This is a genomic window from Streptomyces sp. NPDC087901 (assembly GCF_044742205.1).
Lineage (GTDB): Bacteria > Actinomycetota > Actinomycetes > Streptomycetales > Streptomycetaceae > Streptomyces.
In genome coordinates, this window is the sequence record NZ_JBIUUC010000003.1 from 761,058 (window position 1) to 775,153 (window position 14,096).

12 protein-coding genes are annotated in these 14,096 nt (G+C 71.8%); 11 read left to right on the top strand and 1 reads right to left on the bottom strand.

The window, feature by feature from the left end; translation table 11 throughout:
* The first annotated feature begins 157 nt into the window (after window positions 1-157).
* From ACIOEW_RS13125 to ACIOEW_RS13165, 9 genes are all read left to right on the top strand, one after another.
* Entirely contained in the window at window positions 158-1,654 is a 1,497-nt protein-coding gene (locus ACIOEW_RS13125; protein WP_401963673.1) for an ATP-binding protein, read from the top strand.
* Window positions 1,651-2,079, top strand: coding sequence for a roadblock/LC7 domain-containing protein (locus ACIOEW_RS13130; protein ID WP_362543938.1), 429 nt, complete (start codon window positions 1,651-1,653; stop codon window positions 2,077-2,079). Before ACIOEW_RS13125 ends, ACIOEW_RS13130 begins: the two co-directional genes overlap by 4 nt.
* Window positions 2,076-2,441 (top strand): DUF742 domain-containing protein, encoded by a 366-nt coding sequence (locus ACIOEW_RS13135; RefSeq protein ID WP_219573777.1) that lies wholly within the window; start codon window positions 2,076-2,078, stop codon window positions 2,439-2,441. Before ACIOEW_RS13130 ends, ACIOEW_RS13135 begins: the two co-directional genes overlap by 4 nt.
* Window positions 2,422-3,075 (top strand): ATP/GTP-binding protein, encoded by a 654-nt coding sequence (locus ACIOEW_RS13140; protein ID WP_350996905.1) that lies wholly within the window; start codon window positions 2,422-2,424, stop codon window positions 3,073-3,075. Before ACIOEW_RS13135 ends, ACIOEW_RS13140 begins: the two co-directional genes overlap by 20 nt.
* Window positions 3,072-4,337, top strand: a complete 1,266-nt coding sequence (locus ACIOEW_RS13145) for a cytochrome P450 (protein ID WP_401963676.1) — start codon at window positions 3,072-3,074, stop codon at window positions 4,335-4,337. Before ACIOEW_RS13140 ends, ACIOEW_RS13145 begins: the two co-directional genes overlap by 4 nt.
* The gene (locus tag ACIOEW_RS13150) at window positions 4,334-5,542 is read left to right on the top strand and encodes a cytochrome P450 (RefSeq protein WP_401963678.1); all 1,209 of its coding nucleotides are present in this window, start codon (window positions 4,334-4,336) and stop codon (window positions 5,540-5,542) included. The genes ACIOEW_RS13145 and ACIOEW_RS13150 overlap by 4 nt, the downstream gene beginning before the upstream one ends.
* A gap of 104 nt (window positions 5,543-5,646) precedes the next feature.
* Window positions 5,647-6,765 (top strand): phosphoserine transaminase, encoded by a 1,119-nt coding sequence (serC, locus tag ACIOEW_RS13155; protein ID WP_401963680.1) that lies wholly within the window; start codon window positions 5,647-5,649, stop codon window positions 6,763-6,765.
* Window positions 6,766-6,933: 168 nt separating this feature from the next.
* Window positions 6,934-7,545, top strand: coding sequence for a Uma2 family endonuclease (locus ACIOEW_RS13160; RefSeq protein WP_362543924.1), 612 nt, complete (start codon window positions 6,934-6,936; stop codon window positions 7,543-7,545).
* A 44-nt stretch (window positions 7,546-7,589) separates the two neighbouring features.
* Window positions 7,590-8,087: a DinB family protein gene (locus tag ACIOEW_RS13165; protein ID WP_401963683.1), complete on the top strand. Its 498-nt coding sequence runs from the start codon at window positions 7,590-7,592 to the stop codon at window positions 8,085-8,087.
* 10 nt (window positions 8,088-8,097) lie between these two features.
* Here ACIOEW_RS13165 and ACIOEW_RS13170 read toward each other — a convergent pair whose 3' ends face one another.
* On the bottom strand, window positions 8,098-8,607 hold the full coding sequence (locus tag ACIOEW_RS13170; protein ID WP_401963685.1) for a GNAT family N-acetyltransferase: 510 nt from the start codon (window positions 8,605-8,607) through the stop codon (window positions 8,098-8,100).
* 101 nt (window positions 8,608-8,708) lie between these two features.
* On the opposite strand from ACIOEW_RS13170, the gene ACIOEW_RS13175 reads away from it, so the two are divergent.
* Both ACIOEW_RS13175 and ACIOEW_RS13180 read left to right on the top strand, forming a co-directional pair.
* A complete protein-coding gene (locus ACIOEW_RS13175) occupies window positions 8,709-9,104 on the top strand; it encodes a PPOX class F420-dependent oxidoreductase (RefSeq protein WP_362543916.1) in 396 nt (131 codons plus the stop codon).
* 180 nt (window positions 9,105-9,284) lie between these two features.
* Window positions 9,285-14,096, top strand: coding sequence for a CHAT domain-containing protein (locus ACIOEW_RS13180; RefSeq protein ID WP_401963687.1), 4,812 nt, complete (start codon window positions 9,285-9,287; stop codon window positions 14,094-14,096).

Genomic DNA, 14,096 nt, shown 5'->3' on the forward strand with positions numbered 1-14,096 from the left:
AGAGCACCACAAGTTCTTCCCAAACAGATCGTCAATTCTCATATAGTGACTCAGAATTGTCTGGGAATCATGTGCTCCAGTTGTCGCATTTGATCCCCGCAGTCACGACTCTCCCGAACCGTCCCATCCGTCACCGTCCGCCCCCCAAGGACTCCGCTTGCGCCCCTCAACCCGGCCGACCGCACTGGCCCTGCTGGTCTCCGTGGCCCTCACCGGATCCCTGAGCGTGTGGGCGGCCCTCGTCGCTCCCGACTCGGCCGGAACCGCAGTCGCCTGGGGGGCGAGCACCGCCGCCGTGCTGCTCTCCGTCGCCGTCGCCGCCACCGTCCACGCCCGCACCACCGCACACCGGCTGCGCGAGATGCTCGCGGCCGAGAGCGGCCGGTTCACCGCCGAGACCTCGCGGATGGTGTCGGCTTCGGCCGCCGACGCCCAGCGGTTCACCGCCGAGACCGCCCGGATCAAGGGCGCGGCAGCCGCCGAGACGGCCCGCGTCATCAAGGAGGCGGCGGCCGGCGCCGAGCGGCTCACCACGGACAACGCGCGCCTCAAGGCCCGCGCCGCCCGCAGTGACACCGAGCGCTCCGCCGCCGTCGCCGCCTGCGCCAACGCCGCAGGACGGATGCAGGCCCTGGCCACCAGCATGCTCGCCGACCTGCGCGACATGGAGCACCGGCACTCCGCCGAGGACGTCCTGGGCGACCTGCTCCACCTGGACCACCGCACCGCCCAGGCGGGCCGGCTGGCCGACTCCATCGCCGTGCTGACCGGCGCCCGCTCCGGGCGGCGCTGGGCGAAGCCGATCGTGATGGAGTCCATCCTGCGCGGCGCGATGGGCCGGATCAGCGGATACCAGCGCATCCGTCTCCATTCGACCAGCGATGTCGCCATCGCCGGTCACGCCGCCGAGGGCGTCATGCACGCGCTGGCCGAACTCCTCGACAACGCCGCGAACTTCTCGCCGCCCACGGCCGAGGTCCATGTGTACGTGGAAGAGGTCCCGGCCGGCATCGTGCTGACCGTCGAGGACAGCGGTCTGGTCATGAGCGACGTGCAGCTGCGCCGTGCGGAGCGCGCCGTCTCCGCGACCGACCAGGACCTGACCGGCCTCTCCGGCACCCGCCTCGGGCTCGCCGTCGTCGGCCGCCTCGCCCGCAAGCACGGACTGACCGTCTCGTTCCGGCCGTCCGCACGCGGCGGCACGGGCGCGCTGATGATGCTCCCCCACGAGATCATCACCCGCACCCCGGCCCCGGCCCCCGAACCCGCCTCCGTGCCGGTGGTCCCCGCGCCCCGCGCGCACGAGCCCGAGCCGGTCCACGCCTCCGGCGCCGATCGCGCCGACGCCGCCCCCGACGCATCCCCCGACGCCTCCCGCGCCCAGGAGCCGCTGCGCTCCGACTCCGGCTCGGAGACCACCGGCGGCCTCCCCCGGTTCGGCGAGAGCGGCCTGCCCAAGCGCTCGCGCGGCCGCACCCTGGCCGCCGCCGAGTCCCGCGCCCGGTCCGCCACCGACGCGTCCGACTCGGACACGGCCGACGGCGCCACCCCCCGGCCCCGTACCGCCGATGCCAAGGTCCAGGCGGCCCGCTTCAGCAGCTTCCGCCAGGCCGTTCGGCCCAACTCCCCGCACCCGGAAGGCAACACCCCATGACCGCGACCACCGACGAGAAGCTCAACTGGCTGCTGGAGGGGCTCCTTGAGCGCACCCCCGGCGCCCGCCACGCCCTCGTGCTGTCCAGGGACGGCCTCAAGCTGTGCCGTACCCCCGAGCTCTCCGTCGACCAGGCCGACCAGCTGGCCGCGATCTCGGCCGGAATCCAGAGCCTCTCGCACGGCGCGTCCATCGAGTTCGGTGACGGCACCGGCGGCGTACGGTCCGCGATGGCCGAGTTCTACGGCGGGGTGCTGTTCATCGTGGAGGCGGGGGCAGGCGCCCACCTCGCGGTCGTCGCCTCCGACAACGCCGACGTCGGCCTCGTCGGCCACAACATGAGCGAGCTCGTCGAGCAGCTCGGCGAGCACCTCGTCGCCCCGCCGCGCGAGCCCGCCAAGGCCTCCGAAACCGCGAGCGTATGACTCCCCGCCCCCGCCCCGGCCGGGACGACGATCCGGACCGGCTCTACACCCTCACCGGTGGCCGCAGCCGGTCCGACTCGGCCGCCTTCGACCTGGTGACGCTGGTCGTCTCCGAATGCGAGCCGGCCCCCGGCATGCAGTCGGAGCACGTCACGATCCTGCGGATGTGCGAACGGCCCACCGCGGTCGTCGAACTCGCCGCCGGACTGAACCTGCCCGTCAGCATCGTGCGCATCCTGCTGTGCGATCTGCTCGACACCGGCCGGATCAGCGCCCGCCACCCCCGTACCGCACGTGTCGCGGACCGGCTCCCCGACCCCGACATCCTGGAACAGGTGCTCGTTGGACTCCGCAACCTCTGACCGTGCCGCCCTGCAGGCCACGGCCGACAACGGACTGAAGATAGTCGTCGTCGGTGGCTTCGGGGTCGGCAAGACCACCATGGTCCGATCCGTGAGCGAGATCCGTCCGCTCAACACGGAGGAGACGATGACCCGCGCGGGCGAGGCCGTCGACCACCTCGACGGGGTGCAGTCGAAGACGTCCACCACGGTCGCCTTCGACTTCGGCCGGATCACGCTCGACGCCCGCTCCGTGCTGTACCTCTTCGGCGCACCCGGGCAGGAACGCTTCTGGTTCCTGTGGGACCGGCTGTTCTCCGGGACGCTCGGCGCGGTCGTCCTCGTCGACACCCGGCGCCTCGCCGACTCCTGGTACGCCATCGACCGGCTGGAGCACCACGGCACGCCGTTCATCGTGGCGTGCAACGACTTCGGCGGCCCGCTCCACACCGAGCAGCAGATCCGCGAGGCGCTCGCCCTCTCGGACGACGTCCCGCTCGTGGAGTGCGACGCCCGGGACCGGTCCTCCAGCAAGTACGTCCTGATCACGCTGGTGGAGCACCTCTACGCCCTCTCCCGGGGCACGGTCGGCTCCGCCTCCACCACCGCCCGTCCGGAAACCGCTCCGGAGAAGACCCCGGAGCCCACCCCGTGACCCAGCCCCCCGAACCGCCCCCGGGCTGCCCCGCGCACGGCCGCGTGCCGCTGTCCGGTCCGCGGTTCCAGACCGAACCCACCCAGCTGTACCGGGAGATGCGCCGTGACCACGGCGCCGTGGCCCCCATCGTCCTGGACGGCGACGTCCCGGCCTGGCTGGTCCTCGGCTACCGCGAACTGCACCAGGTCACCAGCGATCCGGTGCTGTTCAGCCGCGACTCCGACCTCTGGAGCCAGTGGGAGCACATCCCCGAAAACTGGCCGCTGCTGCCCATGATCGGCCGCAAGCAGCCCTCGATCCTCTATACGGTCGGTCCGCGGCACGTCGAGCGCGCCCGGATGATCAGCGACGCCCTGGAGGCGGTCGACCCGTTCGCCCTCAAGCGGTACGCGGAGCAGTTCGCCGACGAACTGATCGACCGGTTCTGCTCCAAGGGCTCGGTCGACATCATCGCCGAGTACGCGATGCTGCTCCCCGCCCGGATCCTGGCCAGGATCTACGGCTTCAGCGACGCGGTCGGCGACGCGCTCGTCGGCTCGATCAACGACATGATCGACGGCCGGGAACGCGCCCTGGCCGGACAGCAGCACCTCGGCATGTCGATGTTCCAGCTGCTGGCCGACAAGCACGCCGAGCCGGGCGACGACGTCGCCACCCGGATGCTGGCCGACCCGGGCGGCTTCACGGACGAGGAGGTCGCCCAGGACCTCATGGTCATGATGGCCGCCGGCCACCAGCCGACCGCGGACTGGATGGGCAACTCCCTGCGGCTGATGCTCACCGACGACCGCTTCGCCGCCTCCCTCTCCGGCGGACGGCACAGCGTCGCGGAAGCCATGAACGAAGTCCTCTGGGAGGACACTCCGACCCAGAACGTCGCCGGCCGCTGGGCCTCGCGCGACACCCACCTCGGGGGCCGCCACATCCAGGCCGGCGACCTGCTGCTCCTCGGCATCGCCGCCGCCAACGGCGACCCGCAGGTGCGCACCGACGGCTCCGCGCTCACCGGCGGCAACAACGCCTTCCTCTCCTTCGGCCACGGCGAGCACCGCTGCCCGTTCCCGGCCCAGGAGACCGCCGAGGTCATCGCCCGTACCGGCATCGAGGTCCTGCTGGACCGCCTCCCGGACATCGACCTGGACGTCCCCGCCGAACAGCTCACCCGGCGCCCTTCCCCGTGGCTGCGGGGTCTGACGGACCTGCCCGTCGCCTTCACGCCCACCCCCGCCACAGGATCCGCCAACGGAGGCCAGATATGACCCGGATCGTCCTCGACCCCTTCGTCGCCGACCTCGACGGCGAGAGCGCCGCCCTGCGCGCCGCGGGCCCGCTCGCCGAGGTGGAGCTGCCCGGCGGGGTGCACTGCTACGCGGTCACGCACCACGCGGAGGCCCGGCAGTTGCTGACCGACACCCGGATCGTGAAGGACATCAACGTCTGGGGCGCCTGGCAGCGCGGCGAGATCCCGATGGACTGGCCGCTGATCGGCCTGGCCAACCCGGGCCGCTCCATGCTGACCGTCGACGGCGCCGACCACCGCCGGCTGCGGGCCCTGGTCGCGCAGGCCCTCACCGTGAAGCGGGTCGAGCGGCTGCGCGCGGGGATCGAGGCGCTGACGACCGCGAGCCTGGACCGCCTCGCGGCCCTGCCCAAGGGCGAGAAGGTCGACCTGAAGGCCGAGTTCGCCTACCCGCTGCCCATGAACGTGATCAGCGAGCTGATGGGCGTCGACGGCGCCGACCACCCGCGCCTCAAGGAGCTCTTCGAGAAGTTCTTCTCGACGCAGACGCCGCCGGAGGAGGTCCCGCAGATGATGGCGGACCTCGGCACGCTCTTCACGAAGATCGTCGACACGAAGCGGGCCGAGCCGGGCGACGACCTGACCAGCGCCCTGATCGCGGCCTCCGAGGACGGCGACCACCTCAGCAACGAGGAGATCGTCAACACCCTCCAGCTGATCATCGCGGCGGGCCACGAGACGACGATCAGCCTGATCGTGAACGCCGTGGTCGCACTGGAGACCCACCCCGAGCAGCGCAAGCAGGTCCTGAACGGCGAGCTGCCGTGGGAGAACGTGATCGAGGAGACCCTGCGCTGGAACACCCCGACCTCCCACGTCCTGATCCGCTTCGCGACGGAGGACGTCGCCGTCGGTGACAAGGTCCTCCCCAAGGGCGAGGCCCTGATCGTGTCCTTCGGCGCGCTGGGCCGGGACGAGGAGCAGTACGGCCCCACCGCCGGCGAGTTCGACGCGACCCGCTCCCCCAACCGCCACATCGCCTTCGGCCACGGCCCGCACGTCTGCCCGGGTGCGGCGCTCTCGCGTCTGGAGGCCGGGGTCGCACTGCCCGCCCTGTACGAGCGCTTCCCGGAGCTGGAGCTCGCCGTGCCGGCCTCCGAGCTGCGCAACAAGCCGATCGTCACCCAGAACGACCTGTTCGACCTCCCGGTCGACCTGGGCTGATCCGGGCCCGTACGGACATACCTCCAAGGTCCACGAGTCGGATCCCTGTCTCATCCGACGGACAGGGTGCGTAGCCGCCGCAGCGAGCGGCTACGCTCCGACTCGTGGCCGACATCCAGATTCCCGCTGACATCAAGCCCGCCGACGGACGCTTCGGCGCCGGTCCTTCCAAGGTGCGGACGGAGGCGCTCGACGCGCTGGCCGCCACCGGTACGTCTCTTCTCGGTACGTCCCACCGCCAGGCCCCGGTGAAGAACCTGGTCGGCGCGGTACGTGACGGCGTGCGCGACCTCTTCTCCCTCCCCGAGGGATACGAGGTGATCCTGGGCAACGGCGGCTCCACCGCCTTCTGGGACGTCGCGACGCACGGTCTGATCGAGTCGAAGTCCCAGCACCTCAACTTCGGCGAGTTCTCGTCGAAGTTCGCGAAGGCCGCCAAGCTCGCGCCGTGGCTGGCCGACCCGACCGTCATCGCCTCCGACCCGGGCACCCACCCGGACCCGCAGGCCGAGGCCGGCGTCGACGCCTACGCCTTCACGCACAACGAGACCTCGACCGGTGTCGCCGCGCCCATCAAGCGCGTCGCGGGCGCCGACGAGGGCTCTCTGGTCCTGGTGGACGCCACCTCCGGCGCGGGCGGCCTGCCCGTCGACATCACCGAGACGGACGTCTACTACTTCGCCCCGCAGAAGTCCTTCGCCTCCGACGGCGGCCTGTGGATCGGCGTCTTCTCCCCGGCGGCCCTGGAGCGCGCCGCGCGCGTCCACGCCTCCGGCCGGCACATCCCGGAGTTCTTCTCGCTGCCGACGGCGATCGACAACTCCCTGAAGAACCAGACGTACAACACCCCGGCCCTGGCCACGCTGTTCCTTCTGAACGAGCAGCTGACCTGGATGAACAGCCAGGGCGGCCTGGACTTCACCACCGGCCGCACGGCCGCCTCCTCCGGCCACCTGTACGGCTGGGCCGAGGAGTCGAAGTACGCGACCCCGTTCGTCACGGACGCGGCCAAGCGCTCGCAGGTCATCGGCACGATCGACTTCGCGGACGAGATCGACGCCGCCGCGATCGCCAAGGTGCTCCGCGCCAACGGCATCGTCGACACGGAGCCGTACCGCAAGCTGGGCCGCAACCAGCTGCGCGTGGCGATGTTCCCGGCGATCGACCCGTCGGACGTCCAGGCGCTGACGGCGTGCATCGACTACGTGATCGAGAAGCTGTAGCTCCACGGCTTCGGCTTACGCCTCCGGAACGGCCCTGCACACGTGACCACGTGTGCAGGGCCGTTTCTGCTTCACTCGGCGGGGTGACGGATCGTCTGCGGGACGTGCACGGGCGCCGTGTCGTACGAGGATGCTCCCGGCACCAGACCGTCGACCAGGAGGGCCGCATTGTCCGGAGCAGCAAGTGGTCACCTCGGTGACGTCGAACAGAAACCGTTGCTCAAATGGGCCGGCACCCTCACCGAGCAGGTTCCGGGGCACCGCGTCGAGATCGTCGGGGGCGTCATCACCGTGGCCCCGTTCCAGGACGGCCCGCATGCGAACGCACTGACGACGCTCATGATCCCGTTCCTCGCCGCAGGACTCCACGGCGAGGAGTCGCGAGTCCTCCAGGGCATCGGTCTCTGGCTGCCGAGCGGCCCCGAGGACTACGCCATCCCCGACCTCGCCATCGTCGACGCCGATCTCGACGAGCACAGACTCGCGAACAACTGCTACGACCCGGCCGTCTTCCGCCTCGTCCTGGAGGTCACGTCCAGCAACTACAGCAGCGACCTGCGCAACAAGGTCGCCGCGTACGCCGAGGCCAAGATCCCCGTCTATGTGATCGTCGACCGCAGACACAGCCGTGTCCACGTCCTGACGGAGCCCCTGGCCGGTGGGTACGACCGCCACGAGGTGTACGCCCCCGGCCAGGAGGCCCCGCTCCCCGACTCGATCGGCGCCGAGGTGGTCCTCGACGTCGCCGGACTGATCAAGGCGGGCCGGGCCCGGAGCTGAAACTGCCTGGCAGGCTCTCAGCGGCAGTTGCTACCGTCCGGCGCATGACGAAGACCGTGCCGTACACCGGTGGCGAGAAGGAATCCCTGCACATCGCCCTCGACCGGCACCGCGACGCAGTGCTGTGGAAGCTCGAAGGGCTGGACGACGAGCAGCTGCGCCGCCCGATGACCCCGACGGGGACGAACCTCCTGGGCCTGGTCAAGCATCTGGCGACCGTCGAGTACGGCTGGTTCTGCGCACCGTTCGGGTACGAGGTCGAGAAGCTCTGGTTCGACTCGGCCACCGAGGACATGACGGTCTCCCCGGACGAGACGACCGCGGACATCCTGGCGTTCTACGACCGCGCCCGCACCGCCGCCGACCGGGCCATCGAGGTCACGGACCTGGACACGACGGGCACGTCGTGGAACGGCCGGGAGGTGTCGATGCGCTGGGTCCTCATCCACATGCTGGAGGACGTCGTACGGCACGCCGGCCACATGGACATCGTCCGCGAACTGATCGACGGGGCGACGGGCACCCACCCCGCCGCCGGCTGAGGCACCGGGCTCACTGCTCCCCCAGCACCCACCGCTCCTCCCCGTCCTCCCACTCACCGTTCCGCACCAGCCCGGCCGACGCGGCCACCGCGGCGGACGCCGCATGGTCCGGGTGGATGTGGGCGATGACCGTCCGCACCGCGCCCCCGCTCAACAGGTGCGCGACGAGACCCCGCGCCGCCTCCTTCGCGTACCCCCGCCCCTGCCGCTCCGTCCCGGTCACCCAGGCGATCTCCGCCCGGGACCCGCGCACCGTGGCCTGCACATAGCCCGCCAGGCAGTCCTCGCCCCGGATGCGCAGCACCCAGTTCCACCAGAGCTCGTCCGGGTCCGGGGACCCGGCCGTCTGCCGTTCGTAGCGGACCCGCAGGGTGTCCGCGTCCTCCGGGGCGCCGCCGGTGAAGGTGTGCAGGGCGGGATCGTCCAGCACCACCGCCATCTCCTCCGCGTGCGCCACCCGCAGGGGCACGGCGTCGAGACGGGCGGTCGAGAAGGGCGTGGGGCCGTTGTCCGTAGTCATGGACCGACGACCTTATCCCGGGCCCGTCACCGCCTTCGAAACGCCCGTCCCGCACCGCCCGCGCGGATGACACGGCGCCGGGGCGGCGGACCATGGAAGGTATGGACACGATCCGTGAGCTGAAGCCGTTCGTGAAGCAGTACGCCGTCCTGCTCAGCACGCGGCGCCAGGACGGAACGCATGCCGACACCCCCGTGAACATCGCCGTCGAGGGCGACCACGCCTACATCCGTACGTTCTCCTCGGCATGGAAGGTGGAGCGGATGCGCAACCACCCCCTGGTGAAGATCGGCCCGTGCACGCTGCGCGGCAGACCGACCGGACCGCAGATCACCGCGCACGCCCGCCTCCTCCAGGCCGGCTCGAAGGAGAACACGCACGCCGCCCGGATGCTGTCCCGCAAGCACCCGATCGTGCAGGGCGTCCTCGTCCCGCTCGCGCACCGGATCAAGCGGGACCGGACCCTGCACTACGAGATCCGGCCACTCGAAGCCTGACCACCGGGCCTGCGAACTCGCTCAAGTAGCCTCAGTAGTCGGTAGGTTGATCCTGGTGCCGGCCGGCGGGGGAGCGATGACGCGGAAGATGGACGCCACCCGGCGTGATGTGGATACGACACCGGCCGCCGAGGCGCGAGGCGGCCTGCCGGGCATGGCCGTCCGCGGCCGGATCCCCGCATGACGCCCGAGAGCGCCGCGGACCGCATCCTCCAGCAGGCCGAACGCACGGATGCCGAGCCAGCCGCCCTGGAATGGTTCCTCGGGGCGGAGGCCGCGACGGCGGCCGACGAGGTGCGCGGCGGCCTCACCCTGCCCGACGGGAACGTGTGGGGGCTCGGGGCCCTGGCCCTCGGCTACGCCGACTGGTGCCGCTACCTCGCCGGGGACGAGGCCGATCCGGGGGCGCTCGGTTCCGCTCTGCTCCGGTTCGTCGCGGTGTACGAGCAGAACCCGGAGCACGTACCTCACGGGCTGCGTCCGCTGTGCGCCACGCTGTCCGGCGAGCCGGCCGGTACCGCGACCGAGCCCGGCTTCGCGTACCACGCCGCCATCGGGCTGACGCTGCTGTTCCAGCAGAGCCGCCACCCAGGATCCCTGCCCATCGCCGAGACCCTGCTGCGGCACGCCGCCACCGCCTTCGGCGAGGGAAGCCTTGAGCAGGGCACCTGCCTGTCGGACCTCGGACTCGTCCTCTTCTACGGATTCCAGGACGGCGCCGGCCACCAGGCACTCGCCGACGCCGTCGTCACGCACCGCGCCGCCGTGGTCTGCGCCCCCGGCGTCCGCGACGAACAGGCCCGCAGGCACGGCAACCTGGGGTACATTCTCCGGCACTCGTCCGAGGCGAACGCGGACAAGGGCCAGATGCGGGAGTGCGTCGCCGAACTGCGCCAGGCGGTGGAGCTCACCACCTGGAACAACCCGAATCGCCCCCAGCACAGCGCCGTCCTCGGTTCCGCACTGTGCAGCGCCGCCAAGGTCCTGGACGATCCGACGCTGCGCTCCGAGGGCATCGCACTGCTGCGCACCACCCTTGCGGAGCCGGACGTCATGCTGCCCGGCCGGGCCTCGTTCCTCTCCGACCTGGGCGCCTCCCTCCTCCAGGAGGCCGTGGAGGGCGGTGGCGGTGGCGGCGCCGAGCCGTACGAGGAGGGCATCGCCGCCTGCCGCCTGGCCGCGGAAACGGCCCCCAACGCCTTCGAGCGCACCGCGTACCTCAGCAACCTCGCCCTGCTGCTGGCCGGGCGCGCCGTGCACACCGATGACCCGGGCGCCCTGGACGACGCGTACGAAGCCGCCCGCAACGCCCTCGACGGCGCACCGGACGGGCATCCGGTGCGCGCCCAGGCGCACTTGACCCTCTCTCAGGTGCTGAACGCGCGGCACACGGCGACGGGCAGCACGGCGGACCTGGAGGAGGCCGTTGCCCATGCCCGCCGGGGAATGGAAGGCGTCCCGGCCGACGACCTCGTCCGACGGGTGCTCCACTCCACCGCATTCGCCGACCTGCTGTTCAAGCGCACCTTCCGGCACCTGTGGGCCACCGGGGAAGCCGGGGACTCCGGAGAACTCCACCACGCGATCAGCCTGCTTCGCGCCCTTGCCGGAGAGGTTCCGGCCCGCTCGGCCGAGCGGGCCCGGGTCCTCCTGGCGCTCGGGCGCTGCCTTCAGCTCTCGGGCGACGCCGACAGCGTCGACGAGGCCGTCGACTGTTTCCGCAAGTGCCTCGTTCTCCCTTCCCCCGGCAACCACTTCGAGGCCATCACGCGCTTCGGACTGGGGGCGGCGCTGGCCCACCGCGCCGGTACGGACGACGACGCCTGGCGGCAGGGCGCCGACGAGATGCTCCGGACACTCGGCCTGCTCCCGGCCGGCGACCCGCTGTACTGGGAATTCCATGCGGAGTACGCCTACGCCCTCATGGAACGGGGCGACGCGACGAGCGGCGTCGACCTGTACGAGGAAGCGGTGCGCCTCATCCGCGAGGAGGTGGAGCACGCCCCGCTCTCCCGCGCCGAAAGGGCCGTGTACTGGTCGAACATCGGCCACGGCCTGATGAACATCGCCATGCGCACCGGCCGCACCGAGCTCTTCACCGAAGCGGTGGCCACCCATCGCGCAGCCGTGGCCCTGTCCTCGGCGGAGGACTTCCTCCACGCGCACCAGCTCATGGGCCTCGGCGAGGCCCTGCTGACTCTCGCCGAATTCTGCTCGGCCACCGAGGCCTGGCAGGAGGGCATCGAGGTGCTGCGCGCAGCCGTGGCCGCCTCCGACGAGAACACCTACGGCGGGGCCGACTGCCGCACGGCCCTCGGAGACGCCCTGCGCAACCTCGCCCGTCTCGCCTCCGACCCCGCTCCGCTGGAGGAGGCCGTCCGATGGCACCGCGAAGCGCTCGTGATGGCTCCGGGGCGCCCCTCGCCCGTGGCGCTCCTCGGCCTCGCGAACAGCCTGGGAGCCCTCTACCGCTACACCCACGACGCACGGCAGAGCGACGAAGCCGTACACCACTTCCGCGCCGCCCTGGCCTCAGCGCCGCAGCCCGCAGCGGCCGAGCTGCGGGGCTCCATCCTCACCAGCCTGGGCTACCTCCAGTGGAGCCGGGCCCGCGACACCGGCGACGAACTCCTCATGGACGCCGCCGTCGACACACTGCGCGAGGCCGTGACCCACGCTTCCCGGACACGCGTCAGCATGGCGCTCACCAACCTGGGCAGCGCGCTCATGGACCGCGGCCGGCGCACCGGGAACCGCGCCTGGATGGCCGAAGCGGTGACGGTGCTGCGTCGCGCGGTGAAGGACAGCCTTCCGGCGGCCATGGACCGTTCCCTGCACCTGAACAATCTCGCCGAAGCGCTGCGCCACTGGGCCGCGCTCATCGGCGACATGTCCGCCACCGACGAGGCGATCACACTCCTGCGTGCGGCGATGGCGGTGGAACACGGCGACGTCGGGGGCGCCGAGACGGCCGCGATCAATCTGGGGGACCTGCTGGTCGACCGCGCCCGGGCGAACAAGGACCCTCACGCGATCGCCGAGGCCCGGCAGGTCCTCGAAGAGGTGGTGGACCGCCTCGGGAAGGACCACCCCTCACGCTTCTTCGCCCTGCAGAAACTGACGATGGCCTGCGCCTTCGCCTCCGACTTGGCGGTGGAGCCCGCCGGGGCGACGGCCAGGCAGGCGCGGCAGCGGGCGGCCGCTGCCGCCCGGGAATCCCTCGCCGGCACCCCGGAAGGGGACCCGAGTCACCCCTTGTCCCAACTGATGCTGGCGGGCGTGCAGTTGGACCGCGCCAAGGCAGGGGAGCAGATCGACCTGGCGGAGGTGGTCCGGCTCGCCCGCAGCTGCGCACGGAATCCGGTCGCCCACAGCGCGGCCCGGCTCCAGGCCGCCCACGGCTGGGGGCTGGCCTCACTGAAGGCGGGTGACCGCCCGGAGGCCCTGGAAGGGTACGCGTACGCCGTCGGCCTGTTGCCCGGCATGGCTCCCCGCAGCCTCGCCCGCATCGATCAGGAGGCGCGGCTGAACGGCAGCGACGGACTGGCGAGTGATGCCGCCGCGCTGGCGATCGACGCGGGCGATCCGGGCCGCGCCCTCGCCCTGCTCGAACAGGGCCGGGGGGTGCTGCTGGCCCAAGGCCTGGAGAACCGGGCCGACGTGTCACAGCTGCGCGGCCTCGACCCCGCCCGTGCGGCCGAATTCGAGCGGGTACGTGACCAGCTGAGCGCCCCTCCCCCGCTCTCCCCGGCCCAGGACGGCCATGACGCGGGTGCGAGCGCCGAGGCCCGGCACGCCATGGCCCGGCGCTGGACCCAACTCCTGGCAGAGGTACGGGAACTGCCCGGCCTGGAGAACTTCCTGCACCCACCCTCCGTACCGGAACTGGTCGCAGCGGCTGCCGGAGGCCCTGTCGTGGTCGTCAACGTCAGCATCTACCGTTGCGACGCCCTGGTCGTGACCGCCGAAGCCGGGATCGACGTGGTCCCGCTGCCCGATCTCACCCTGAAGGCCACCGTGGAGCGGGCGGCGGAGTTCGTCGACGGGATCGACACTGCGTACGGCGGGAACGGCGTCGACAACGCCGTCGCCATGATGCGCAGCCTCTCCGGAACCCTGGGCTGGCTCTGGGACACGATCGCCGCCCCCGTCCTCGCCCACCTCGGCCTGGCCGCCGAACCGGACGACGGGGGCCCCTGGCCCCGACTGTGGTGGTGCCCCACCGGCTGGCTGTCCTTCCTGCCGCTGCACGCGGCCGGGCGCGGCGCGGCGGACTCCGGCACCTGGGTCATCGACCGTGCCGTCTCCTCGTACACCCCGACCCTGCGCGCGCTGGTCAGGGCCCGCAGCGGTCTCGCCGCAGGCACCCGCGCCGGAACCCCCACCGGCACCCCCGCCCAGCTGTCACCGCTGGTCGTCGCCCTCGCCGATACGCCGGGGGCCGCGCCCCTGCCTGGCGTCGCACGGGAGGCGGAGCTGCTCGCGGAGCTGTTCCCCGCGAGGCGGCTGCTGGCCGGGCCCGATGCCACGGTGGAAGCGGTCGGCGGGGCGCTCGAAGCGCACCCCTGGGTGCACTTCAGCTGCCACGGCATCAGCGAACTGTTCAACCCGTCGCAGAGCGGTCTCGCCCTGTACGACGGCCGGCTCACCGTGTCCGACGTCGCCACCCGGCGCCCGAGGAACCCGGAACTCGCCATGTTGTCCGCGTGCTCCGCGTCCCGGGGCGGTGCGCAGCTGGCCGACGAGGTGGTCCAGCTGGCCTCGTCCTTCCAACTGGCCGGATACCCGCATGTGATCGGGACCCTGTGGCCCATCGCCGACAAACTGGCGACCCACCTCACCGAGGAGTTCTACACCGCGCTCGCCGAGGACATCGCCCGGGGCCGCCCCATCGATCCGGCCGCCGCCCTGCACCGCCCGGTCAGAGCCCTCCGCGACCGCTACGCGCAGGCGCCCCACCTGTGGGCGGCGCACATCCACACCGGCCCGTAG